General features: G+C 40.6%; 21 protein-coding genes. 10 read left to right on the forward strand and 11 right to left on the reverse strand.

The genetic code is table 11. The features are described from left to right. Positions 1-12: 12 nt before the first annotated feature. Complete coding sequence (locus tag IJT21_06010; protein MBQ7577799.1) at positions 13-1101, reverse strand: nucleotidyltransferase family protein; 1089 nt, start codon at positions 1099-1101, stop codon at positions 13-15. A 553-nt stretch (positions 1102-1654) separates the two neighbouring features. Between IJT21_06010 and IJT21_06015 the strand changes: the two genes are divergently transcribed. The 3 genes from IJT21_06015 to IJT21_06025 all read left to right on the forward strand — a co-directional run bounded on the left by IJT21_06015 (position 1655) and on the right by IJT21_06025 (position 5095). Next, positions 1655-1867: a hypothetical protein gene (locus IJT21_06015; GenBank protein MBQ7577800.1), complete on the forward strand. Its 213-nt coding sequence runs from the start codon at positions 1655-1657 to the stop codon at positions 1865-1867. Further along, positions 1812-2561, forward strand: a complete 750-nt coding sequence (locus IJT21_06020; GenBank protein MBQ7577801.1) for an Rpn family recombination-promoting nuclease/putative transposase — start codon at positions 1812-1814, stop codon at positions 2559-2561. Before IJT21_06015 ends, IJT21_06020 begins: the two co-directional genes overlap by 56 nt. 521 nt (positions 2562-3082) lie before the next feature. After that, positions 3083-5095 (forward strand): hypothetical protein, encoded by a 2013-nt coding sequence (locus IJT21_06025; protein MBQ7577802.1) that lies wholly within the window; start codon positions 3083-3085, stop codon positions 5093-5095. A gap of 101 nt (positions 5096-5196) precedes the next feature. On the opposite strand, the gene IJT21_06030 is transcribed toward IJT21_06025, so the two are convergent. The 8 genes from IJT21_06030 to hisH all read right to left on the reverse strand — a co-directional run bounded on the left by IJT21_06030 (position 5197) and on the right by hisH (position 11655). Beyond that, positions 5197-6138, reverse strand: coding sequence for a cobalt-precorrin 5A hydrolase (locus IJT21_06030; GenBank protein MBQ7577803.1), 942 nt, complete (start codon positions 6136-6138; stop codon positions 5197-5199). After that, on the reverse strand, positions 6107-6841 hold the full coding sequence (cobM, locus tag IJT21_06035; protein ID MBQ7577804.1) for a precorrin-4 C(11)-methyltransferase: 735 nt from the start codon (positions 6839-6841) through the stop codon (positions 6107-6109). Before cobM ends, IJT21_06030 begins: the two co-directional genes overlap by 32 nt. Further along, positions 6838-7614 (reverse strand): histidinol-phosphatase, encoded by a 777-nt coding sequence (locus IJT21_06040; GenBank protein ID MBQ7577805.1) that lies wholly within the window; start codon positions 7612-7614, stop codon positions 6838-6840. Before IJT21_06040 ends, cobM begins: the two co-directional genes overlap by 4 nt. Then, positions 7611-8264 carry a bifunctional phosphoribosyl-AMP cyclohydrolase/phosphoribosyl-ATP diphosphatase HisIE gene (locus IJT21_06045; GenBank protein MBQ7577806.1) on the reverse strand — a complete coding sequence of 218 codons (654 nt, stop codon included), beginning with the start codon at positions 8262-8264 and terminating at the stop codon, positions 7611-7613. Before IJT21_06045 ends, IJT21_06040 begins: the two co-directional genes overlap by 4 nt. A 128-nt stretch (positions 8265-8392) precedes the next feature. Beyond that, positions 8393-9550 (reverse strand): cation:proton antiporter, encoded by a 1158-nt coding sequence (locus IJT21_06050; GenBank protein ID MBQ7577807.1) that lies wholly within the window; start codon positions 9548-9550, stop codon positions 8393-8395. Positions 9551-9565: 15 nt separating this feature from the next. Next, complete coding sequence (gene hisF / locus IJT21_06055; protein MBQ7577808.1) at positions 9566-10324, reverse strand: imidazole glycerol phosphate synthase subunit HisF; 759 nt, start codon at positions 10322-10324, stop codon at positions 9566-9568. Further along, positions 10321-11043, reverse strand: a complete 723-nt coding sequence (hisA, locus tag IJT21_06060; GenBank protein ID MBQ7577809.1) for a 1-(5-phosphoribosyl)-5-[(5-phosphoribosylamino)methylideneamino]imidazole-4-carboxamide isomerase — start codon at positions 11041-11043, stop codon at positions 10321-10323. The genes hisF and hisA overlap by 4 nt, the downstream gene beginning before the upstream one ends. After that, positions 11044-11655, reverse strand: coding sequence for an imidazole glycerol phosphate synthase subunit HisH (hisH, locus tag IJT21_06065; protein ID MBQ7577810.1), 612 nt, complete (start codon positions 11653-11655; stop codon positions 11044-11046). It lies immediately after the preceding gene. Positions 11656-11991: 336 nt separating this feature from the next. Here hisH and IJT21_06070 point away from each other — a divergent pair, with 336 nt between their 5' ends. From IJT21_06070 to IJT21_06100, 7 genes are all read left to right on the forward strand, one after another. Beyond that, entirely contained in the window at positions 11992-12438 is a 447-nt protein-coding gene (locus IJT21_06070; protein MBQ7577811.1) for a CatB-related O-acetyltransferase, read from the forward strand. Further along, positions 12422-13039, forward strand: coding sequence for a precorrin-8X methylmutase (locus IJT21_06075; protein ID MBQ7577812.1), 618 nt, complete (start codon positions 12422-12424; stop codon positions 13037-13039). Before IJT21_06070 ends, IJT21_06075 begins: the two co-directional genes overlap by 17 nt. Continuing rightward, positions 13003-14052 (forward strand): cobalamin biosynthesis protein CbiD, encoded by a 1050-nt coding sequence (gene cbiD, locus IJT21_06080; protein ID MBQ7577813.1) that lies wholly within the window; start codon positions 13003-13005, stop codon positions 14050-14052. Before IJT21_06075 ends, cbiD begins: the two co-directional genes overlap by 37 nt. Continuing rightward, positions 14053-15219 carry a precorrin-6y C5,15-methyltransferase (decarboxylating) subunit CbiE gene (gene cbiE / locus IJT21_06085; GenBank protein ID MBQ7577814.1) on the forward strand — a complete coding sequence of 389 codons (1167 nt, stop codon included), beginning with the start codon at positions 14053-14055 and terminating at the stop codon, positions 15217-15219. 644 nt (positions 15220-15863) lie between these two features. Beyond that, positions 15864-16667: a transporter substrate-binding domain-containing protein gene (locus tag IJT21_06090; protein ID MBQ7577815.1), complete on the forward strand. Its 804-nt coding sequence runs from the start codon at positions 15864-15866 to the stop codon at positions 16665-16667. A 99-nt stretch (positions 16668-16766) separates the two neighbouring features. Next, on the forward strand, positions 16767-18239 hold the full coding sequence (locus IJT21_06095) for a sodium:solute symporter family protein (protein MBQ7577816.1): 1473 nt from the start codon (positions 16767-16769) through the stop codon (positions 18237-18239). A gap of 227 nt (positions 18240-18466) precedes the next feature. Further along, entirely contained in the window at positions 18467-20104 is a 1638-nt protein-coding gene (locus IJT21_06100) for a sodium:alanine symporter family protein (GenBank protein ID MBQ7577817.1), read from the forward strand. Between the two features lie 102 nt (positions 20105-20206). Here IJT21_06100 and IJT21_06105 read toward each other — a convergent pair whose 3' ends face one another. Both IJT21_06105 and IJT21_06110 read right to left on the reverse strand, forming a co-directional pair. Further along, positions 20207-21097 carry a dihydrodipicolinate synthase family protein gene (locus tag IJT21_06105; GenBank protein MBQ7577818.1) on the reverse strand — a complete coding sequence of 297 codons (891 nt, stop codon included), beginning with the start codon at positions 21095-21097 and terminating at the stop codon, positions 20207-20209. 170 nt (positions 21098-21267) lie between these two features. Beyond that, on the reverse strand, positions 21268-24360 hold the full coding sequence (locus IJT21_06110; GenBank protein MBQ7577819.1) for a hypothetical protein: 3093 nt from the start codon (positions 24358-24360) through the stop codon (positions 21268-21270). Positions 24361-24560: the final 200 nt, after the last annotated feature.

A 24560-nucleotide genomic window follows, 5' to 3' on the forward strand; every position in this document is an offset into this window, starting at 1 on the left:
CCTCCGAAAAAATTATTTAAATTGTAGCACTCTATGTGATAGCAGCATATCAGAATTATTTAACAAATTATATAATTGTGAGGCTTTATGTTCAGTCAGCGCGAAAAATTTGCCCGTTAGAGATTCAGAATCTTTGAGTCTGGTTATAATTTTTATGCGCGAAAATTTTTTACGTTCATGCAAAATTTCACGCCCGATCGAGTTAAAAGCGAGCACTCTAGCATATGGGACTCCGACTCGTAAAGCACCGGTTACACGCCATTTATCGAGGTTCAGCAAAATATAAATTAACCGCCTTCTTATGTGTGAACGCGTATATCTTGCACAGACGCACCGGCCGATAAAGTCATCAAGGCTCTTTGCTTTGTACCAGTTCCGCAAAAATAGATTCTCGATTCCTTCGTCAATGGCGTAAATTTTTCTCAAGTCTTGCGGCTGACTCCTGATAAAAATATTCTGCAGCAACGGCCATAATTTTGACTCATCACATAAATTACATGACTCCAAAATTTTTTGCGCAAATTCCGGAATCATGTCAAAATTTTTGCGTAAATCTTCACGAATTATTTTGCTTGAGTAACTGCCAGTGCGCTCGAACTTTATTATTTGCAGGGGATAATTATTTTTCTTGATGTTCATGATATATGAGAGAGCCAATAAATTATTTGGACGCGAAATAAATTCATGACTGCCGGGGAAAATTTTTTCGAGCGCGATAGAATTTGCTTTGCTGAACGATGCTCCCTTTGCAAGCTCATTTTTTAGGAGTGCGCTATATTCTTGAGGGTGATTTATAATTTCTGACACGAGAGACTCAACGGGAAAATTTATATCTTCCATTCCAAATGTAATTGAGTCAGCGAGTCCGGTTTTCGCAATTAAATCGATTCCCCCGCGCGCAAAATCCTGACCAGCCGAACACGCAAACAAGAACGGAAGCTCAATCACTAAATCAGCACCGGCCTTTATCGCAATTTCCGAGCGTTTGAACTTGTCAATAATTGCTGGGCTGCCTCTCTGCGTGAAATTTGACGAGAGAATAACAACTACTGCGCCGCGTTCCTTCATGAAATTTATTATTGATTCATGGCCTTTATGCAACGGGTTAAATTCTGCGATTATTGCATTGATTATATTGACTCACTCCTTCAAGAATTATTATACGCGCTAAAATAGCAGGGGGGATATACCGTTGAATATAATTTATTGACTCTGGAGTAGCATTTATAGAAAAGTTTATTGCTCATATTCCCGTAACAATGCAAATAATTAAGAGTCGCGTTCAAATTGGTTAGTCCCACCCACCCGGTTTTGAATCTGGAGTCGCATTTATGCAAAAGTTTATTGCTCATATTCCCGTAACAATGCAAATTAAGAGTCGCGTTCAAATTGGTTAGTCCCACCCGCCCACCCGGTTTTGACTCTGGAGTCGCGTTTATGCAAAAAGTTTTATGATATAATTTTCTCGTTGACTCACAAAATAATTTTACATGAACGAAGAAAAGTTTTTTACAACTACATTTACAACTACAAAAATGTTATCTCATTCACACAATCGCAATTAACCGCAAAGAAAATTTTTTCATTAACGCACAATTTTTTACGCGCTTGATATAATTTATTCACAAAAAATTTTTTCACGAGAGATGAAATAATGACGAGAATAAAATTAGACGCTGAAACAATAAAAATTTTTCTCGAAGATTTAACGCTCATGAACGACGCTTTTATGAGTTATGCGCTCGATAATAACATTAAATGCGTTCAAGCGATGATAAATCACCTTCTGCCGAGTCTGAATCTTACAGTAAATGAAGTTCACGCGCAGAAAAAAAATTGCAGATTTAGGACGTTCTATTGTGCTTGACATTTTAGCGGTTGACACTGAAGGACGCTTATATAATCTCGAAGTTCAGCGAGACCCAAGAGGAGCAAAACCCAAACGCGCAAGACTTCACGGAGCTTTTATCGACGTTCACACAGCGAAAAAGGGCGGAGATTTCGAGGAGACTCCGGAATGTTATATAATTTTCATAACAGAGACTGACGTTCTTGGGTATGGCGAACTCGTTTATACGATCCAGCACACTATAAAAGAAGTCAATCACGCAAAATTTAATGATGGTCAGACATTTATTTATCTCAACTGTTCGGCGAAAGACGACGGCAGCCCGGCTTGGAAGTTAGCTCACGACATGAAATGCGCTGATCTCGACAAAATATTAATTCCCGAAATCGCAGAAACTATGCGCGATACTAGGGAAGAAGCACCGTTAAAGTTAATGAAAGGAGACGGAAACATGAACGAACACACTAGACCAGTAGACAAAAAAATGCTCCGATTCATAAAGGACTATTTTAGAGACGAAATCGCAGCCGACAAAAAACGCGCGAAGGAAAAGGGCATTCAAGAAGGCAAAGAAATCGGCATTCGAGAAACCATCACGAGAGCTATAAAAGCATTTCTCACTACAACAGACTTGACCTTCAAAGCTATTGCAGAAAATCTCGGTGTCTCACTCGCAGAAGTCGAAGCCGTAGCTAAAACTTTAGGGAGATAATATATTTTAGAGAGGAAATTGAAGCAGATATAAAACGTGCTGAAGAACGCGGCTTTAAAGAAGGGATCACGAAGGCTATAGAAGTTTTTCTCAACACAACAGACCTGACTCTGAAGGATATTGCAGAAAATCTCGGTGTCTCGCTTTCACAGGTCAAGACCGTTGCAAAAAATGTTAAACGCGAAAAATAACTATTGCAATTTACGTCATTTTACGTGTATAATGCCAAAGACTACAGCGTACGATAATATTAAAGACTGTTCTAAATCTTCAAATCTTCTGCTGTATCTTTCTGATACGCTGTAAGGACGGTCAAAAATTTTCTGGAGGTGTTCTGTTATAAAAAGTTTTATGCGCGGCGGTCTGCAATCAAGGGAAGGGACAGACTGCATAGGGAAGGATAACGGGTAGAGACTTAGATTTTGTCCGTGAGATCAAGCGGACGGTTTTGATGATTTGTTCGTGTGAAAAATTTTTGCGTGTCATGCGGACAGGTTTATTTATGAAGGAGGATTTTTATTTTGAGTAAATATTTGCGTGCGTTTTTGTTATCGCTTGTAATTGCGTTGTTTGCTGTATCGACAGGTTTTGCGAAAACCTATACTGTCAGCAGCGATTTCTCATCAGGTTTCACTATTGAAGCTACTGGGACATTTGCTGAGATTGCAGACGGAACCACTACAGGAGCTGGCTTAAGCAATTACAGTTTTTACAGCGAAATCACACTGCCGGCATCAACAGACGTTACAGACGCTTTAACAGTTTATGACGAAAACGGCGGAGAAGCAGAAGACGAAACTGTAAATGGCATTAAGAACGATCTTAGTATTACATGGAGTGCAGATTCAGATCTGACAAATTTTGATGCCTATCTTTCAGGCGATACATCAATTATTGTAAGCGGAACATTCCCCGAAGTAACATCAGGTTCAGAGGATTACTACATAACAATTAATATGACTGTTAGTATTGATTCATCTGTTGTATATCTTACCAGCGTAGACGAATTTAACCACAAAATTTCATTCTATGTTTCCGCAGACGAAAGAACAGCTGTAGAATCCGGCGAAGTATTTGCTGAAATGGTATCTGCTGATAGTGGAATTGACATTTCAGCTGTCTCATATGATTATAAAGTTACAGTCAGCAATGCAACAATAAACTATACTCCCTACAATGTATTAAATGATGAGAGCAACACTGATGTATTTGCATGCGGTATAAGCGTTCCTTATTGGCTGTCATATGATCTCGGCAGTACTTCAGCTACAATATTCTACAATGAGGCTGCTGAACTTGCACCGACCGAGGGCACAACCGGCGTAGTTATCATTCCTCTTGCAACAACTTCTGATGCAGACGCAGCGACCGAATACCTCAAATGGACTGTAACGTACGGCTCATCAAGCAGTGAAGAAGACAGCGACACAACAGCATTTGAATTAACTTCAACGGATATCACAGTAACATTATCTGCCGACGAGACAGCTACATATGTAGTATCTGTTTCAGGCGATACAAAAGCAGCTTACTGGCAAATTTCCCCTGACATTACATCAGATGACTACTTCTTTAAAGTCAACACGTCAGACGAAGTATCAATCACTCTTTATGCAACACCTGACTCAGCAGACATTGGAGAGCATGAATTCCAAGTCATTGCATGGAGCAGCCCTGATCAGTCAGTATCAGCTGATTTAACATTCTATTTCACTATCGTATCAGCAGACGAAGAGAGCAGCGAATCTGAATCTGAAGACGTTTTCACAATAACAGTAACTCCTGCAAGCTACAATATGAAAGCCGGCCAGTCTGCAAGCGGAACTGTTAAAGTAGAGAATAATTCAGGCGACGTAACAATTACAACAAGTCCTGCTTATGAGTGGTTCACTGTAACTTCTGCTTCGATTAGATTCAATCCTCCTGTTACAATGGCAGCGACTTCGTTTGATTTAGTTATCACAGCAACAGACGCGTCAGGTGATGTAGCTTCAGCAAGCATTCCTGTAACAGTAACTAGCGATAGCGTAACACCTCCCACACCATCCGAAGATGACAAGCCTGCAGCTCCGTCAATTGACACGACTTCAACTGAAAATGCAGCAGCAGCAGCGTTACTTGAAACTGGCGAGGCAGCATCAATACAGTTACCGACAGTATCAGGTGCACAGGCTTGGGTTGTTTATATGTATTCCGCAACTGGTTTGAAATATGCCACAATCACATTATATACAAACGGCAGAGTTACTGTAGCAGCAGTATCAGATTTGTCAAAAGCCTTCAGCCTTGACACAACTAACAATGAACTTGATGTAGATCCTGCCTATATCCCTGAGGGAGACTATACATTTACGATGGCATACATTGATGCTAACGGCCAAACATCTGAAGAGTCTACGGCTTCATTTGATGTAGCAGGTACAGGCACTTCCGCAGACGAAACAGAATACACCGGAGGCGGCAGCGGCGGTTGTGATGCAGGTTTCGGCGCATTAGCATTAGCAGCGTTATTCCTTCTCAAGAAACGTTCATAAAAGAGTAATAACTTGACAGAACACTAAAGCAGAAGATTAAAATTTTTCTCCCGGAGCTAACAACTTCGGGAGATTTTTTATGTGTGCTGGAAAGATTAATTTTATCTCGCGCTATTTCTTGCAAGTGCTAAAGTTATGCAGCCATTATAAACAAATTTATTGCGGATTAGCACACCTCCGGCCATTACACAAGCACGTTCGCAAATATTATCAACTCCGGTAATTTGTAAGACTCTTTGTGAACTCGTGAAACTTCCCGGCAAATTCTGCAACTCATGCGCCGTAAATGTCAAAAAAGGGATATTATGTGTCTCAGCAAAAATTTTTAACGCGGGCTCATTAGCTTTAATGTCAATCGATGCAAGAGCTTTCAGACTCAAAATTGAGACTCCTGAATCATCAAGAAATTTTTTTACTGCCGACTCAAATTCTGAAGGGTCAACGCTTTTATTACAGCCTGCACCGAGTATTAAATCTCTTGGCCGCAAAAAAAGCGTAACGGGGAACGGGGTAATTTGCGCTAAATCACTTACTGCAACACCGATAGAATGACCTTCAAGCAAAGCACCGGAAATTTTTTTTATCGCGCTGGGATTCTCGATCACGCAATTATTATTTACTGCCCATTCATCGACGGCGGGAATATTATTTATGTCCGTTGCAGTTGTTATCACGGGAACAGCATTCAAGAACGCAGCAATTTTTCGCGCGAGATTATTTGCTCCGCCGATATGACCTGACAAAATGGGAATTACAAATTTTCCGGACTCGTCAATTACAATAACTGCGGGATCTTGAGTCTTGCTCGTGATATGACTCGAAATTGCCCGGACTGCTATTCCGACAGCAGAAATAAATATCAACGCATGAGAATTATTAAAATATTTTCCTGCCCAGTTAGTCAAAGGCGAGTCAATTAAATTTAATCGCGGGTCAAGACTCATGAATCTTTCAGGCACAAACACGCGCGAATCAAATTTTTCTGCGAGTCTTAAAGCTAAATTTACGCCGTTATTCGTGAAGGCTGCTATTTCTATATTCATGTGAAAAATTTTTGTCGTAGAGCTTTGATTTAGTGATTGACTCTTTCAGGAAATCCCCGACGAGAATCAATGCGCTTTTACTTATTCCGGAGTCTTTCGCGAGTTCTGGAAGAGTTAATAAATTTCCTGTGATAATTTTTTCTTCCGGCCAAGACGCTTTATAAACTATTGCCGCCGGAGTCGACGAGTCATAACCTTTTGCAATTAAATCATGACATACACTCTCAAGCATTCCAGCTGATAAGAAAAACGCAAGCGATTTATTATCGGGAACAGGGGTCCGGCCTTCTTTGCGTGAAATTATAAGGGTCTGGCTGACTTCCGGAATCGTAAATTCTGTCTCCAAACTTGCAGACGCAGCAAAAAGAGAGCTTACACCCGGTACAATCTCAAAATTTATATTTTTTTTGCGCAAAATATTTATTTGTTCATTTATTGCACCGAATAAAGCAGGATCGCCCGAATGCAAACGAGAGACAATCAAGCCCCTATTATGGCCGTCAATTAATTTTTCGATAATTTCATCAAGAGTCATGAAAGCGCTATCATAAATTTCACAATCTTCACGCGCATATTTACGCACTAATTCAGGATTCACGAGAGACCCCGCAAAAATTATCATTCCTGAACGTGATAAAATTTCCGCTCCCCTGACCGTTATTAAATCAACCGCTCCCGGCCCTGCACCGATAAAATAAATCACAGACTCACGACCTCAAGCCCTAAAGATTTTGCAAGTTTTTCGCACTCATCGAACTTGAATAATATAGTCTCTTTGCTGTGAGAGTCGCTCGATAAAATTACTTTTCCGCCCTTTTTCGCGATATACTCTAAAATTTTTCTGCTTGGATATGGGGTCGTCCTGTAACCTCGTGAAATTGCGCCGGTGTTAATCTCGAACGGGATATTATATTTCATCAGCGAGTCTACTGCGTTAAAGGCTGCATTCTCATAACGCGCGTTATTCTCGTCAAAAATTTTGTGAAGCTCGTTAAATTTCGTGAGTAAATCAAAGTGTCCGATTATATTTGCGTGAGTCTTGTTCACGACATCAGCAACGAGAGAAAAATATTTTTCTGCCAATGAGTAAACGTCATCGCCCAATTCATGAATCAAAATATTTAACTTTTCCGGTGTGCTGTCGACGTGATGAAATTTCCCGCCGATATTTATATAATGCACCGAGCCTATCACGAAATCATAATCATTCACGGGCATATCTGAATAATATTCCTGTTCGATTCCGCAAAAAATTTCGATTTTGGATTTATATTCGTGCTTGAGCCTGTTAATTTCGCGTTTATATTTTTCTGTAGAGTCGGGACTCATGCAGGGTTCCTCGTCAAACGGCGTGTAAGAATGCCCGGAGAAACCGATTTTGTTCATGCCGAGAGAAATTGCGCGCAAAACTATATCTTCGGGCTTGTCCTTTCCGTCGCAAAAACATGTATGCACGTGAAAATCGCATTTAATCATGATCTCATAGTCTCCTGTTTGACTTTCTTGTCTATTACGTGGCGTGAGGCTAACTCCTTTATAATTTCTGGAATCTCTATATTCATTTCTGCCATTAATACGAGCATGTGATAAATCAAGTCGGAAATTTCGTAAATGGCCTCGCGTTTGTCGTTCTTTGCAGCGATAATAACTTCAGAGCTTTCCTCGCCGATTTTCTTTAGAATCTTGTCAAGCCCCTTATCGAATAAATACGAGGTGTAAGAGCCTTCAACTTTTTGCGACTTGCGAGCTTTAATTAATTCCATGAGTCCGCAGATAGTAAATTTTTCGTGCTGTTCATTCTCGCGAGTCATTAAATCATCAACAAAACACGATTTATTGCCTAAATGACATGCAGGGCCGTCGGGTTTGACGTAAATTAACAGTGTATCACGGTCGCAATCGGCCTTAATTTCTCGTATGTGCTGATAATTTCCGCTGGTCTCGCCTTTGAGCCATAATTTTTTGCGCGAACGACTCCAGAAGCACGCCAATTTTTTATCAAGCGATATTTGCAGGCTTTCACGGTTCATGTAAGCAAGCATTAAAACATCGCCGGAGTCATCGTCAATTAAGATAGCCGGGATTAATCCATCAGAGTCAAATTTTAATTCGTTTATATTCAACATTTTATGACCTCACAATAAATATTTATACTTCATAACACTTTTAACGCTATAACAGCAAAGTCAAAGTCAAAACCTTATCGGTTGCTCCCGTTGGTCTCAGCAAAAGTTTTTACAGCTATTCAAGTGCGTTAAACATATTCTTTCTTGAGAATCATCGGCGTTACAATCGAGCTTACAAGAATCATCAATATTACAGCCGTGAAATAATCAGCCGTCAGCAATCCTATAGCCAACCCCTTTTGAGCCGTTATAAGTGCTACTTCTCCGCGAGTCATCATGCCTGTACCGATTTTAAGAGAGTCGCCGGAATTGAATCCCATAAGCCTCGCACAACCTCCGCAGCCGATAACTTTCGAAATTAGCGCAATTATAACAAAACAAATACTGAACATCAGAAGACGCGCGTCCATACTGCTAAAACTCGTCTTAAGGCCTATGCCAGCAAAGAAAATAGGAGCAAATATCATGTACGAGCTAATATCTATACGGCGTGCAACATAATTACTGTCTGCTATATTGCATAAAATTACTCCTGCAACGTATGCGCCGGTAATGTCAGCGATTCCAAAATAAGTTTCCGACACATAAGCAAGAATAAAACAATAACAAAGACTTATTATAGGAATACGCCTTGTGTGTGAATAAATATTATCAAGCCATGACATAAATTTATAGACTATGAAGCCCGTTATAATCGTACCTGCAAAAAAGGCCGCAACCTTTAATAGAACACTTGACACAGTTTCAGTCTCACCATGACCGCTTAAACCCGTTACAATCGTCAATAAAATTATTCCGAGAACGTCATCAATAATTGCTGCACTTACAATCGTAGTCCCGACTGTATCTGATAATTTGCCTAGCTCCTTTAATACTGCAACAGTAATACTCACTGATGTAGCCGACATAATTGTCCCGATAAATAATCCCTTCATGAAACGTGGCGCGTCAAAACCGTAAAACGACATAAATAAAATCGTACCCATTATTAACGGCACAATTACACCACCACAGGCAATAAATATAGCTTTCAAACCTGATTTCTTGAGTTCCTGCAGATTAGTGCTGAGTCCGGCCTCGAACATAAGCATAATAACGCCTAATTCTGCCATAATATTTAGGAAGTCAGACTCCTTCACAACGCCCAACACAGCAGAACCGACTACAAGCCCCGCTAAAATTTCCCCGACGACTTCAGGCACGCCGAATTTCCTTCCGATTACGCTAAAAATTTTTGCAGCAAATAAAATAATCGCCAAATCCAGCAAATATTGAATACTGTTCATTTATTTATCACCTTTTTATAATCTAACAGGAATATTTTCCGCGAACATTGCAGATTTCAAATCTTTTATTGCAACCTCGCCGAAATGAAATATTGACGCAGCTAAACCCGCATCAACTTTCGGAAGAGTCTTAAAAAGTGTAATAAAGTCTTCAATACAGCCTGCACCGCCCGAAGCTATAACAGGAACGCTCACAGACTCACAGACAGCAGCAAGCATTTCGAGATCAAAACCTTTTTTCACGCCGTCAGTGTCAATAGAATTTAATACGACCTCGCCCGCGCCTTTGTCAACACAATTTTTTATCCAGCTTATAGCCTCAAGTCCTGTATCATCACGGCCGCCCCGCGCGAAAACATGAAATTGACCGCCGACTCTCTTAACGTCAGCAGAAATTACAACGCATTGAGAGCCATACAATTTTGCAGCTTCAGGAATTAAACCGGGATTCTTTATTGCGCCGGTATTGACACTAACTTTATCAGCTCCGCACGATAAAACCCGCTCGAAGTCCTGAACACTTGAGATTCCTCCGCCTACTGTCAACGGGATAAAAACGTTTCTAGCTGTCTCACGCAAAATATCAGTAAAAATTTTTCTGCCGTCTGATGAAGCCGTAATATCATAAAAAACTAGCTCGTCAGCTCCGTTATCGCTATAAAATTTTGCAAGTTCAACGGGTGAATCAACGTCATTCAAGCCCTGAAAATTTACGCCCTTCACGACTCGCCCGTTTTTAACGTCAAGACATGGGATTATTCGCTTTGTAATCATTTTATTGCTGCCGCCTCGATTGCTTGTGATAGATTTATTGCTCCGGTGTAGTAAGCCTTGCCGATTATTGCTCCGTAGAGATTCATTTTTGCGAGCGAGATAACATCATCAAGGGTGCTGACTCCTCCTGAAGCTGTTATATTCATGTGAAATTTCGCGCTTAGATTCTCGTATAATTTGCGGTTAGTGCCTTTCATTGCGCCGTCTCGTGATATGTCAGTGCAGATTATAAATTTTACTCCGAGCGAATCAAGTTCCGCACAGAAATTAAATGCGTCAAGACTCGTTTTTTCCTGCCATCCTTTGACAGCTACGAGACCATCACGAATATCAACACCAACTGCGATTTTGTCAGCACCGAAATTTTTTATTGCCTGAACTAGTAAATTTTTGTCATTAACTGCTGAAGTTCCTAAAATTATTCTATCAATGCCGGAATTTATATAACGTTCAATAGTAAATAAATCTCTGATTCCTCCGCCTACCTCACATTTTAAGCCGGACTCTTTGCGAACATTTATAATGACATCAAAATTTTTTGTATCGCCCGTTTTAGCTCCTTCTAAATCGACTATATGAATCCATTCAGCACCCGAATCACGAAATTTTTTAGCAGTGTTTAAGGGATTAGAGTCATAAATTGTCATGTTCTCATAATCGCCCCGCAAGAGCCTCACTGCCTCGCCCTTGTACAAATCTATTGCAGGAAAAATTATCATTTATTGCACCTCACAGAACGCACGCAAAATATCAAGTCCGACCGAGCCGCTTTTTTCCGGATGAAATTGGACTCCGTAAATATTGCCTGATTGAATCGCTGCTGTTAAATCTGCGCCGTAATTTGTAGTCGCCGTAATAAATTTTTCATCGCACACCGCACAATATGAATGCACAAAATAAACGTGCTGCCCCTCGTGAGTGTTCGCAAAGACTCCGCCGGTTTTGTGCAAGTTTAAAGCGTTCCAGCCGATTTGGGGAATCTTGAGTCCTGCCGGTATAAATTCACCAATTGAACGAATCTCGCCGGGAATCAAATTTAATCCGTCATGCTCGCCGAACTCATAACTTTTTGTAACTAATAATTGCATACCTAAACAAATTCCGAGTAAAGGTTTTCCCGAATGAGCTTCATTTATTAACGGCTCTGCAAGTCCGGAGTCAAATAATTTTTCCGCAGCATCACCGAACGCGCCAACCCCCGGCAAAATTATACGTTCTGAGTCGTGCAAGTCTTGAGGATTTGACGTGATAATAACGTCCTGACCTATCGCCTTGAATGAGCTTGCAAGAGAAAATAAATTTCCTACACCATAATTTATAATTGCAATCATGAAATTTTTTCACAACCTTTCTAGCAAGATTATATATGAAGCTCTTAAATTCTCCGCAAAAATTTTTGCAAATAATCAAGTATAATTGCTATATTCACAAATGAAAGGAGTATTTAAATTTTGCTGCCGGATCCTAATAAAGTTTTCCCGATAAGCGGCTACAATAACGAAATTTATATCAAGCCTACTATCACAAATAAAAATATAATCGTCGGTGAATTTTCGTATATTGCTGACTCAGATTTTGAGAGTCATGTTACGCACTTATATGATTTTATCGGCGATAAATTAATAATCGGTAAATTTTGTCAGATTGCTTCAGGAGTAGAATTTATAATGAACGGCGCGAATCATCAAATAAATTCTATAACGACATTCCCATTTTACACGTTAGAGGGCTGGCACATGAGTCCCCCTGATTTAAAAAATTTACCGCTCAAGGGAGATACGGTCATAAATAATGACGTTTGGATCGGACAAAATGCTGTTATTCTTCCCGGAGTCAATATCGGCGACGGTGCAATTATCGGCGCAAATAGTGTAGTCGGCTGCGATGTTGCTCCTTATAGTGTAGTAATAGGCAATCCGGCGCGGGAAATTCGTAAACGTTTTGACGATGAATTAATTAATTTGCTGCTAAAATTTAAATGGTGGGACAAATCAATAACAGAAATTAACTCGTTGATTCCTGTCTTGACGAGTCCTGACTTGGAACGGGTAAAGGCTCATATAAAAAATTATTTATACGGAGGTAATGAAAATTTAAATGATTCTCAATCCTGACGAAATCGAACGCGAAAGTATGCGAATTATAGAGATTCTCATATCAGGCAAGTATTCGGGTTCAAGTGAAAATTTACCAGTAATTAAACGCGTCATCCATGCAACGGCAGATTTTGACTTTCTCGAAACTCTATATTTTTCCGAAAATGTAATCTCAAAGGCTCATGACGCAATTTTATCCGGCACTCCCATAATTACAGATACAAATATGTTAAAGGCCGGAATTAGCAAGACTTTCACGCAAAAATTTGGGATAAATATAATCTGTCATGTAAACGAGCCTGAGACTCAAGAAAGCGCGCAAAAATTGAATCTCTCACGCTCAATAATCAATATAGAACGCGCAGTAAAAGATTTTCCCCGTGCAATTTACGCGATAGGCAATGCTCCGACGGCCTTAATAAAATTGTGTGAACTCATAAACGAAGGACTCGCATATCCCGCACTTATAATCGGAGTCCCGGTCGGCTTTGTGAACGTCATCGAAGCTAAAGAAATGCTCGCAGATTTAGTGAACGTTCCCCGAATTATCGCAAACGGACGCAAGGGAGGAAGCTCCGTCGCTTGTGCAATAGTCAACGCCCTGTTATATTCGGCATAACAACGGGAACATGTGCAGCAGGTGCAGCAAAGGCCGCAGCAATCTTTGAGTCAACGCAAAAAGTTTCTGAAAGCGTAATAATTCATAATCTCGACGGACTCGAATTTAAGCTGAACACTTTCAGGCACGACGCACATTTTTTCGGCGTACAAAAATTTTCAGGCGATGACAAGTGCGACATTACTGACGGAATAAAAATTTTAGCCCGCGTTGATATTCTTGACGACTTCAACAGATTTATTTTTACGGCAGGAGAAGGAGTCGGAGTCGTAACTCTCCCCGGCTTGAAAGTTCCCCCCGGCGAACCCGCAATTAATCCAGTTCCGCGCAAAATGATAGAATTTGCAGTACGTGAAATTATTCCGCGCAGATCCGTTAATGTTACAATTGCAATCCCCGACGGTGAAAAAATTGCGCAGAAAACTTTTAATCCAAGACTCGGAATTTACGGCGGACTCTCGATTTTAGGCACAACCGGACTCGTTAAGCCCATGAACGAACGCGCATTATTGGAGTCTCTCACTCTTGAACTTAATATGATTCGTTCACTTGGATTTGACGAGATTTACATAACTTTTGCGAATACAGGCGAGAAGGCTTTACGCAAAATTTTTAGTGTTACAGGCAGAAATATAATTCAATCAGGAAATTATATCGGTCATGTTCTCGACGAGTCAGCTAGATTAAATTTTTCGCGCGCAATAATCTGCGGTCATCCCGGAAAATTATTAAAAGTTGCAGCAGGTTCATTCAACACTCATAATAAAATTTCTGACGGGAGGCTCGAAGCTCTTTGCACTCAATTAGCTTTAACGGGGGCAAATCACGAAATTATTTCACGAGTCTATCACAGCAACACGACCAATGAAGCAATAAATATAATCAGTGAGTCAGGTTATAATAACGTCTGGCAGAATTTAGCAGCAGTAACCGCAAAAAAATGCGCTGAACGAGTGAATAATAAACTAGAAATTTTTGCATATTTTATCGACAATGACGGGAGATTATTATAAATGCTTACTATTGCCGGAGCAGGTACGGGAGAAATTATTAACTCAGTCAAGAAGGCCATAAACGAGTCTGATATTATATTTGCTCATGAAAGATTTAAATATTTAGTCCCGGCAGATAAAAAGTTTATCCCGCTCAAAAATTTTAGTGAAATATTTAATATAATCGAGTCAGAGTCAGGAAATAAATTAATTCTCGTCTCAGGAGATCCCGGAATTTACAGCCTTTTACCGCTCGTGAAGAAAAAATTTAGCGATATTCGAGTCATTCCCGGTATAAGCTCACTTCAAGTAATATGCGCTCATGCGTGCGAATCATGGCAGGACGCGAAAATTTTATCAGGTCATGGCCGTAAACTTAAATCAGCAACTTTCTTGAACATAATCGAACGCTCAAGACTCGTTATTTTATTTTGCGACGAAAATATTTCTCCTGAATGGGCATGTAAGAATTTAGCAGATTTCAGAGAGCTTGATATTTTTATCGGTGAGAGACTCGGAAGCAGCGAAGAAAAAATTTATTCAGGCACTCCGAAAGATTTCATGACTCGAAAATTTTTGCAGCCTTCTATAATTCTTATACGCAACAAAAATATTTATGAGCCGTTAAAGCTGTGTGATAAAAACTTTTTGCGCGAGTCAGGGATTCACATAACGAACGAAAATATAAGATCTATAATTCTTGACAAATTAGCGCTGAGTCAAGACTCGATTTTATGGGACATCGGCGCAGGTTCAGGAAGTATAAGCGTTACAGCAGCTCACAAATTTATTTACAGTGAAGTTCACGCAATAGAGTGTAAATCTCAGGCAGCAAAATTAATTTCCCGCAATGCACAAAAATTTCATGTTCATAATATTTGCGTTCATGAAGGCCGAGCGCTTGAAGTGATAAAAAATTTACCTGCACCGACCCACGTTTTTATCGGAGGCAGCAAGGGCGAATTAACCGGCATTCTTAAATATTTATCGGGGCTGAAAATTTCTATAAGACTCGTGATTGAGTGTGTAACCCTTGAGACTTTGTGCTGTGCATTTGACTTCATGAAGGAATATAAAAATTTCGAGATCACCCAAGCAGCAATTAACACATCAAAGAATATTTCAAATTCTATAACTCTTATGAAAGCTCACTCACCAGTAAATATTTTGTGTGCTGATGTGAATTAAATTTTTGTATGTTCGCGCCAGACGTGTTTTATGCTACGACCAACGGGAGCAGCCAACGCCACTCAGACGGCAGGTTTTAATCTTTTGACTTTGCATGTATAGATTTAAAGTGTTTGCAGTATATCAGCGTAAAATTTTCTCGTGAGTCATCGCAAATTATCAGCGCAAAATTTGAGGCATTAATAAAAATTTTTTCTCTGTGAGTCATTGCAATAAGTGCAGAAAAATTAATTTTTTGTAGTTGTAAATGTAGTTGTAAAATTCTCGTCTTTCGTCAAACATTGAGTGAAAATTTTTCTGTGAATATTATAGCAGTCCCACTTGAATACTTGCAAAATATTTATAGTCAGCACACTTTAATAGCAGTAAAAATTTTTTGTGTCAGCTCTGCAAATTATCTCATACATATTTATGCAGCTATTAACGCACACGGCATCGGTTATAAAAAGTTTTACTTATGACTTTACTTGCGTCGACTCTAATATTAAATCCTCTCATAAATAATTATTTCGCGCATTAATAAAATTTATAAAAGTTTACTCGTAAAATAAATTCATGAAAAAATTTTACATTTTGCAAAATTAGTGTATAATATTCCGCGTTGAATTAAGAAATAAATATTTTATTACGGAGGTTCTAACATAATGAAAAAGTTTTTAGCAATTATTATGATGCTCGCGTTAAGTGCTGGTGTGTGCTTTGCTGAAGGACTCAATATTTCCAAGCCCGACCAGTTTGTAAATTACAAAATAGGAACTCAGAGAGGCACAATCGCAGAGGGTATCGCAAAAAAAATGCTCGGCGACAAAGCATCAAAGCAGCTTATCACTTATGAGAAAGCAACAGACGTTATTCAGGCGTTGAAGGTCGGAAAAATCGACTGCGCAATCATGGACGAGGCTCCCGCGCTGCAATTCAAGAAAAATGACCCTTCGAATCTTACAATTTTGCCGGACGCTTTGACAGTTGAGCAATATGCAATAGGATTCAAGCAGGGCAATAAAGAATTAGTCGAGCAGGTCAACAAAGCACTTGCACAGATTAAAGCCAGCGGACAACTTCAAGCAATCATGCTCAAGTACAAAGAAGACCCGATGTCAACCAAGCCAGAAGATATTGATTTACACGTCGGAGCTAAGGGCGGAAAATTAATCGTCGGCACTGAGTCAGGCTTCCCCCCCTATGATATTAAAGTCGGCGACGGTTACACCGGAATCGATATTGAAATGTGTGCATTAATCGCCGGGATTCTTGACAAAGAGCTTGTAATTATCGCTTACCCGTTCGACTCATTGTTCGCAGCAGTCAACAGCGGAAAAGTTGACATGATCTGCGCAGGAATTACAGTAAATGAAGAGAGAAAAATGTTTACAGATTTCTCTGACCCCTACGAGGACGCAAAACAGGTCGGAGTCGTTCTCACAAAGGATTATGCGCCCGCAAAATAGTTTCATCAGTCAGTCATAATTAACTAAAATTTTTCTGTCCCGGTTTTAACGAGCCGGGATTTTTTGTTATTATTTACTTGCAGGAGGTGTCATAAAAAATTGGTCGAACTCGGAATCTTAATTGTTGTAATTCTCGTAACGGGAGCAGGTTTAATCGCAGGTTATAAAGTCAGAGACAACGCAGATTTTCTCACGGGGGGCGGTAAATCTTCGACTCTTTTAGCTACGGGCGCGGTAGTCGGGACTCTCATAGGTTCGCAATCAACTTTAGGGACGGCTCAATTAGCATTTAATTTCGGGATTTCTGCTTGCTGGTTTACTGTCGGAACGGCTTTAGGTTGTCTTGCTATTGCGTTGCTTTATTGTGATAAATTACGTTATTCGGGCTGCACTACACAATTTCAAATTATTTCGCGCGAATATGGAAAATTAACCGAGAAGGCCGGCGCGATTTTGTGTACTACAGGAACATTTATAAGCATTCTCGCACAAGTTACGGCGTGCATAGGCTTTATGATGACTCTTTACCCGTCATTGAATTTATTTCAGGCTTCTTGCGTGAGTTCTTTATTAATTTGCTTATATATAATTTTCGGAGGGACATGGGGACTCGGTTTCGGAGGACTCATAAAGGTTGCATTAATTTATATCACGTGTGCGGCCTGTTTTGTGATTGCTTTAATGAATGCGGGCGGAGTTACAGGAATTTTTACGGGAGCAGAAAAATTTTTGCTTGATTCTAATATAGGAAGAGTACATAAAATTTTTAATCATTCAGATTTTGCAGCAAATTATTTGAATCTCACTGCTAGGGGATTTCACAAAGATTTAGGCTCGTGCGTGTCGTTGATTCTGGGGTTGTTGTCGACTCAGACGTACATGCAATTTATTCTTAGCGCAAGAGATTCGAGAAGTGCGAAATATAGTTTTTTATGGGGCTTGGCCTTAGTTCCTCCGGTTGGTGTTGCAGGAATATTTATCGGGCTTTACATGAGAGCAAATTATATAACTCTTGACGAATTAAAGACTCTCGTTTCTATGGGTTTGCAAATTCCTGATGTCCCTGTTCTTGTGAGTACGATACAAGTTTTCCCGGCCTTTATCGTTAGACATATTTCGCCGTTTTTCGGGGGCTTAATGATAGGGACTCTTTTTGTTACGGTTATTGGCGGTAGTTCGGGCTTATTGCTGGGAATTTCTGCGATTCTTGTAGAAGATGTCTTGACAGCGTTTAAATTTGTGAAGAGTCATAAATTGTTTTTCTCGCGTGCAATAATAATTTTCACGTTGATTATAGCGGCATTTATCGCAAATAATTTTACGGCCAGTGCAATAAATGATTTAGGTTTTCTCTCGATGACGTTGCGTGCGAGCGTTGTATTTATGCCGTTGACTTGTGCATTATGGCTGAAGAAAAGAATTTCGCGCAGATTTATTCTAGCTTCGATTATATTATCGCCGTTAATTGCAATTATGGGAGCGTTATTTAATTTCCCGTTAGAGCCTTTATATATTGGGATGAGTGTTTCTGTCTTGTGTTGTGTGATAGGCTTTTATAGTCAACGTACTTGATTCAGATCCTATGCAGTTAATTTATCGCGCGAATACGTTCGTTCTGCCCACCCACCCACCCGTTTATAAGGGGTAGCGCGAACACGCAAAAGCTTTCAGGCCATGAATGAATAATCTCGTAAAATATGTGCAAGTCATAAAGTTTTGCAGATATTGTATAATATAACGAAAATTTTTGCATTTATTGCAATCAACAAAGGAGAGTGTAATTTTCCATGCAAGGCATAATGGACACAATTATGTATTATAACGGGATAATAAACAGCTTTGTCTGGGGTGCTCCTGTTTTAATACTGCTCGTTGGAACGGGCGTTTATTTGACGCTTTTGCTTGGTCTTCCTCAGTTCCGTTATTTTTTCTCGGCATTATCAGAAGTCTTCAGCTTCAGGAAAAAATCCGGCGAGGATAAATCAATATCATCATTTGCGGCGATGGCTACTGCGATGGCTGCTACAGTCGGAACAGGTAACGTCGCAGGAGTTGCTACAGCTTTACACTTAGGCGGCCCCGGTGCAATGGTTTGGATGTTAATTTCTGCAATTTTTGGTATGTGCACGAAATTTTCAGAAGTTACTCTTGCAGTTCATTACAGACAGAAGGACGCTCACGGAGACTGGCGCGGAGGCACAATGTATATACTTGATAAGGGCGTTCGTGAGGTTATGGGACCCGGACTCGGTGCGTTTGTCGGTAAATTATTAGCGATTCTATTTGCAATTTTCGCGTTCTTAGCCTCATTTGGAATCGGTGCAGCAACTCAGGCAAACTCAGCGGCAGAAGCTATTTCAATGGGCTGGGGAGTCGATCACCTTTACACCGGAATTGCTATGGCCGTTCTTGTTGCACTTGTTATCATCGGCGGATTGCAGAGTCTTTCAACTGTTACAACTTTGATAGTTCCCTTCATGGCAATTTTCTATATCGCAGGTTCAGTATTTGTTCTTGTAACGAATGCTGAAGCAATACCCGGCGCAATTTCTAACGCACTTCACTTAGCATTCAGCAACCCTACAGAAACTCTGCCCGGAGCATTAGCAGGCTGGTGCGTCAAAGAAGCAGTGCAGAGAGGTATCGCAAGAGGCGTTTTCTCCAATGAAGCTGGTATGGGTTCTGCTCCTATGGTACACGCTACAGCAAGCGTTGAACATCCTGTGCAGCAGGGCTTTTACGGAATATTTGAAGTCTTCATGGACACGATCGTTATTTGTATGATGACAGCACTTGTTATCATGTCGACAGGGACTCTTACGGGATCTCCTGAACTTACCGGCGCGCAGTTGACGTTGAAAGCCTTTGAGAGCGCACTCGGAACGCCCGGAAAATATATTTTATCGGTCGGGTTATTATTATTTGCGTTCACGACGATTTTAGGCTGGTACTGGTACGCAGAGACGGCAGTTACATATTTGTTCGGCGTATGGTGCAAACCTATCATGAAAATTTTATGGATCGCAATGGTCTTAATCGGATCGGCGGGCGCACAGTTTATCGGCTCAGAAGGCAATCAATTCTTGAATAACATCTGGGATATTTCCGACACATTAAACGGCTTAATGGCATTACCGAACTTAATCGGATTATTAATTCTTTCCGTAACGTTAAAGCGCATAGTTGACGATTACGAAGAGAAATTTGGTGTGCCAGATGATAAATATTTGACTCCTTCGCACAAAGTCTTAATCGCAAAGGCTGAATATATTGTAATAGGCGTTATCGGAGTAGTTGCAAGCATGGTCGCATTCTTTGGACACGCAAATATTTTCGGAACGATAGCTATATTGCTCGGCCTTCTTTCAGCGTATAAGCGTCAAACGTTGTTAGGATTTATTTCTGTTGTGCTCGGCATTGTAGCTGTTGCATTGTAGAAATTAAAAATTTTCGGCCTCCTGATTTAATGTCGGGAGGTCATTTTTTATGAGCAAATGAAATCCCCTCACGTGATTAACTCGCAAGGGGAAAAAATTTTTTTATTTCAGTAAGCCTATTTCCTTAAGGACTCCTGCTAATTTTTCGTGTTGTTCGGGCGTTAAAGGCTGAATCGGTTCCGCACATTTTCCGACGTTGTAGCCTATCATGTTGAGAGCTTCTTTTATTACGACCGGGAAACTTCCCATATTAGTGGCGATTCTCAGTGCGCTTAATTTAAATTGTGCTTCGAGTGCTGCGTCATAGTTTTTGTTAATAAAATTTTCGTAAATATCGACTGCTATACGCGGGGCAATATTTCCGCAGCTTGTTATTGCTCCTGCTGCACCATACCAGAGAGCCGCATAAATGAGTGTATCGCGTCCCATTAACACGCAGAAATCCGGATTATCGCGCGTGAGTCTTATATATTCTTCACTGTTAGTCATATCGCCGGTAGAGTCTTTTACTGCGATGATATTTTTCACTTTCGCGAGTTCCTTAATAGTTGCAGGTTCGACAGTTACATTTGTTTTGGGCTTATTGTTGTAAATTACGATCGGGAGGCTTGTAGCGTCGGCAACTTTCCTGTAATAGATTTCTACTTCTTTCTGCGTCTGACTCACAAACATAGGAGTTAAAACGCTGAGAGCGTCGACTTTGACTTCTTCGGCAATTTTCGCGAGTTCGATTGCTCCCTTAGGCGTGATATGATTTGCACCTGCGTAGATGTCCATTTTTCCGCGCGCATATTCTGCCGTAACTTCTAGGACATGGCGGTAAAATCCGTTATCGAACGCGTAAAACTCTCCTGAAGTTCCGAACGGAAATACGCCTTGAACGCCGTTATCAATGAAATACTGCAAAAGTTTCTTGTACTCTTCATCCATAAATTTGCCGTTATCGTCAAAAGGAGTAACAACAGGGATGACTATACCTTTAGGCTTGAACATGATGAAAAAATTTCCCCTTTCCGTAATGTAAAGTATAAAAATTTATTGAGATTTAATAATTATACACGTTTTATGGCTATTACACTTGAATACTTGTAAAAACTTTTGCATGTCAGAGCTACCCCCCGCCGGGATATTACACAGCAGGGGTAATTATGAGTTATAAATTTTTATTTTTCTCCGGGCTTCCTGAAAAATGCCGCAATGACTGCCGCTAAAGTCATGACTCCGAGAACACCAGAGTTACAGCCGCCGCCTGAACCGTTTGGGCCTTCAACGTTGTTGTTCTGATTCCCTGCAATGAGTTCGCTTGTCTTGAACGTTATTATTTTCTCGTCAGTCCAAGTTTTTCCGTTATCAGTAGAAAACTGTACAGGAATCGAATAATTTCCGGCCGGAGTTATTGTTGCTATTGACATTACAGCAAGGGCAGCTTCTTTTGCCGGTACTGTGTCTGCGCTGTCAACATTGAATGTGAACAGGATTAAGTCCGCAGAAGTCAAATTTTCATATGCAGCGGAATTTTCTTCAAGTTTTATGTCTGCGCTGTTGACTCTCCAGCAGACCGCAATATCTTTCGAAAACGTGAATGTCTTTGCGATTGAGTAATTGAATGTTCCGTCCTCTGCAACCTGATTATCAGGATCTATCGGGCGTACCGTGTAATAATTTATAACAAAGTGGCTGATAGCCTTATCCGATTTGCTGTTAGTGCTGTAAAATGCCACAAGAAATTTCTGCTCTTCAGTCGCGCCTTCTTCAAGTTTAATCGTTATCGGACCTGTATACTTTACGGGTGATTTCAAGATATCCTGTGAGGCAACGTAGTAATAAATTTCAGCATCAGGGTCATCACAGAAAAGGTGAATTTCCTGCGAGCCATAGAAAACTCCCTCCGGCGGATAAGCATAAGGCTCTTCAACCCGTTCAAATCCATCAACAAAAATTTCAAGCGTAATATCTGTGCTTATATTATTTGGATTGCTTACTCTGTCCGGCAGATTCACTTTCCCGTTGAAAAGATAAAGACGCGGTGCACGTTCTTCGGGTTTTTCTCCGGCTGCTTCGTTGTAAGAAACCCATGCTTCTTTGTTTTCGTCGAATATATAATCAGTGTTAAGGTAAGAACTTTTGTAGCTCGATGTATTCCATGTTACCGGCAGTTTTTCAACGGCTCCGCTTTCATACAGGACATCAACGGACGTTCTTTGACTCAGCAACGTTTTTACGTCCTCTACATAATCTGAAGCTAAATCGTCAGCCTCAATGATATCAAGGAGTACTTGAGCTCCTTCAGCACTAATTTTTACGTTCGCGAGATTCAGATAATCAGGGTCAGAAATTTCAGCGATTGAAGCAGCAGTAATCTGACTTGTCTCGTTTTCATACAGTGAATCATCAGCACGAAGCCATGCCATTGCGATATTAGTAGAATGATTTTGCCCTATTCCCTGAATATAATTCATCAATGTCGTTGTATATGCCAGTCCGCCGGTATCGTACATGTTCGTGGAATAATCTTTATTCAGAAAGGCCATCGCAAAATTTACCAGCACTAACAAGTCGTGATTCATGAGCTTGTTTCTCTCAGCAGCAGTCAAATGTTTAAGTTCCTGAAAAGCTCCGCTCTCCCGAATCATCCTGATTAAAGTGGCACTAATAAAATTCTCATTTTGGCTTAGAGCCCATATTAGTATGCTACATATTGACTCGAATATATCAACTTCATTATTAAGTCTGGTGAGACTGAATCTAGCTTGTATTTTCTCGCAGAATCTCTCGAAATCCTCATTAGTGCCGCTATGAATGGCATTCATAACATCACGGAGTGAGTCCTGCAGTGTGGCATCAGTCATTTTAACGCCGCTAGCCCCTATAACTATGCCGTAACCGCCGTTCGTTCCCTTTGCGATATATTTAGTGCGCGTAAGTTCTGTCCAGCTGCATAAATTATTGACAAACTCATCAAGAAATTTGTCCAGACGCACGTTTTGGCCTCTGCTGAAAAGTTGTATGTTATCAAGCAGCGGTTGTCCCAGAATGATATTCAAATTATGATCCATTATATCCTTGCTGACGAAAGAATTAGCTGTGTAGGCAGCACCTTTGAGAATGCCGGCTTTTATCGCGTTTTCGAGTGTGAATCCGTGAGTATCAACAGCTGCAAATCTCTGCAATAAAGAGCTATACCCATTTGGATCAATCGCCTTGAGATGTGTTTCCATTTTCGCACGTGCCGAGTTATATAACGAATTGAACTCGTAAAATGAAGCATTGTCGCAGCGTTCATCATAAGTTTGAATTTTGCCGGCCTGATAACCTGGAACATAATGGTCAACGCCGTAACGTATAAAATTCATGGCCTTAGGCGCAACTCTCGGCACGACATCTCCAGGATCAACAATGTTATGAATGCAGTCGTATTCTTCTACGGAATATTTCAGCTTACCCTGCCAGCCTCCTCTGGGTGTTGCAAAGGTATAAGCTACAACTTTGCTGCTGGTGTCATGGCAGAGTTCGACAAGACGTTTTGCAGTTAAGTTGCTTACTGCTGCTGCACGGGAATAACCCGCAATCCAGAATACAAATTTTTTGTCCTTGTTGAGTGTAACCGTATTATCTGATGACGTAATTGCGCCCTTATCATGACTGTTCACGAATGCTACAAGCTCCTTGTAAACTTTTGTTGCTGATTCGGAAAATCCCTTTGCCTCGTCCTTAGCGTCATTGCCGCCGTCATTGTCGTTTCCGCTGCCTAAAGTTACGTTGCTTACCCATTCTTTTTCGTAATTTGCGCCTCGTACTGCAATCGGGATTAATATACGGCCGTCTTTCATTGGTCTCCAGCCGAATGTTACGCCTATGCTGTCAGGTCTAGGTTTGACTCTGTTGTCTCTGTTGAGGTGAATATTGTTCGCGTCAACTCCGATATCTTTCATGTACTGGATGATATTTCTGCTTCTTGTCGAATATTCCCCGCCGTCGGTATACATGCCCGATATTGCCATACACAGCGAGGCCGTTGCTACATGAGGATTATATTTGTAGGGATCTTCAGCAAAGAATCCCTCCGAAAAGAAAAATCTCATAGGGAGCTCGGACGGTGATTTGAAGACTCCTTTCACTAGATCATATTTAGTGCCCGATTCAGTCGTGTAACCGTTTGCAACCGTTTCAGTAACAGAAGCATAAGCCCTCCCGTACATAAACATGAATACAGCCGTGAAAATACAGATAAATTTTGCGGTTTTGCTGGACTTCATGAAAAATTCTCCTTCCTTAAGGTATAAAATTTTACAGTCATGATACAATTTCAAACACTCTAAAACAATATAACATATTTATACCGGGCTGATTTATGCGCGAAAAATTATTTGTCTCCTGCCGCCTCGCTCCCACCCACCCACCCCGCTCGGCGGCTTTGCTCGTATATAATTTGTGAAAAATTTGCGATTATTATAGA

This window comes from Synergistaceae bacterium (assembly GCA_017443945.1).
Taxonomy (GTDB): domain Bacteria; phylum Synergistota; class Synergistia; order Synergistales; family Aminobacteriaceae; genus JAFUXM01.

What these genes read in the sequence shown, in the direction of transcription:
- IJT21_06015 (MBQ7577800.1), top strand. Translation starts at nt 1,655, where the DNA reads ATGACGAGAATAAAATTAGACGCTGAAACAATAAAAATTTTTCTCGAA.
- IJT21_06020 (MBQ7577801.1), top strand. Translation starts at nt 1,812, where the DNA reads ATGAAGTTCACGCGCAGAAAAAAAATTGCAGATTTAGGACGTTCTATT.
- IJT21_06030 (MBQ7577803.1), bottom strand. Translation starts at nt 6,138, where the DNA reads ATGAATATAGAAATAGCAGCCTTCACGAATAACGGCGTAAATTTAGCT.
- IJT21_06040 (MBQ7577805.1), bottom strand. Translation starts at nt 7,614, where the DNA reads ATGATTAAATGCGATTTTCACGTGCATACATGTTTTTGCGACGGAAAG.
- IJT21_06045 (MBQ7577806.1), bottom strand. Translation starts at nt 8,264, where the DNA reads ATGTTGAATATAAACGAATTAAAATTTGACTCTGATGGATTAATCCCG.
- IJT21_06050 (MBQ7577807.1), bottom strand. Translation starts at nt 9,550, where the DNA reads ATGAACAGTATTCAATATTTGCTGGATTTGGCGATTATTTTATTTGCT.
- hisF (MBQ7577808.1), bottom strand. Translation starts at nt 10,324, where the DNA reads ATGATTACAAAGCGAATAATCCCATGTCTTGACGTTAAAAACGGGCGA.
- hisA (MBQ7577809.1), bottom strand. Translation starts at nt 11,043, where the DNA reads ATGATAATTTTTCCTGCAATAGATTTGTACAAGGGCGAGGCAGTGAGG.
- hisH (MBQ7577810.1), bottom strand. Translation starts at nt 11,655, where the DNA reads ATGATTGCAATTATAAATTATGGTGTAGGAAATTTATTTTCTCTTGCA.
- IJT21_06070 (MBQ7577811.1), top strand. Translation starts at nt 11,992, where the DNA reads ATGAACGGCGCGAATCATCAAATAAATTCTATAACGACATTCCCATTT.
- IJT21_06075 (MBQ7577812.1), top strand. Translation starts at nt 12,422, where the DNA reads ATGATTCTCAATCCTGACGAAATCGAACGCGAAAGTATGCGAATTATA.
- cbiE (MBQ7577814.1), top strand. Translation starts at nt 14,053, where the DNA reads ATGCTTACTATTGCCGGAGCAGGTACGGGAGAAATTATTAACTCAGTC.
- IJT21_06090 (MBQ7577815.1), top strand. Translation starts at nt 15,864, where the DNA reads ATGAAAAAGTTTTTAGCAATTATTATGATGCTCGCGTTAAGTGCTGGT.
- IJT21_06100 (MBQ7577817.1), top strand. Translation starts at nt 18,467, where the DNA reads ATGGACACAATTATGTATTATAACGGGATAATAAACAGCTTTGTCTGG.
- IJT21_06105 (MBQ7577818.1), bottom strand. Translation starts at nt 21,097, where the DNA reads ATGTTCAAGCCTAAAGGTATAGTCATCCCTGTTGTTACTCCTTTTGAC.
- IJT21_06110 (MBQ7577819.1), bottom strand. Translation starts at nt 24,360, where the DNA reads ATGAAGTCCAGCAAAACCGCAAAATTTATCTGTATTTTCACGGCTGTA.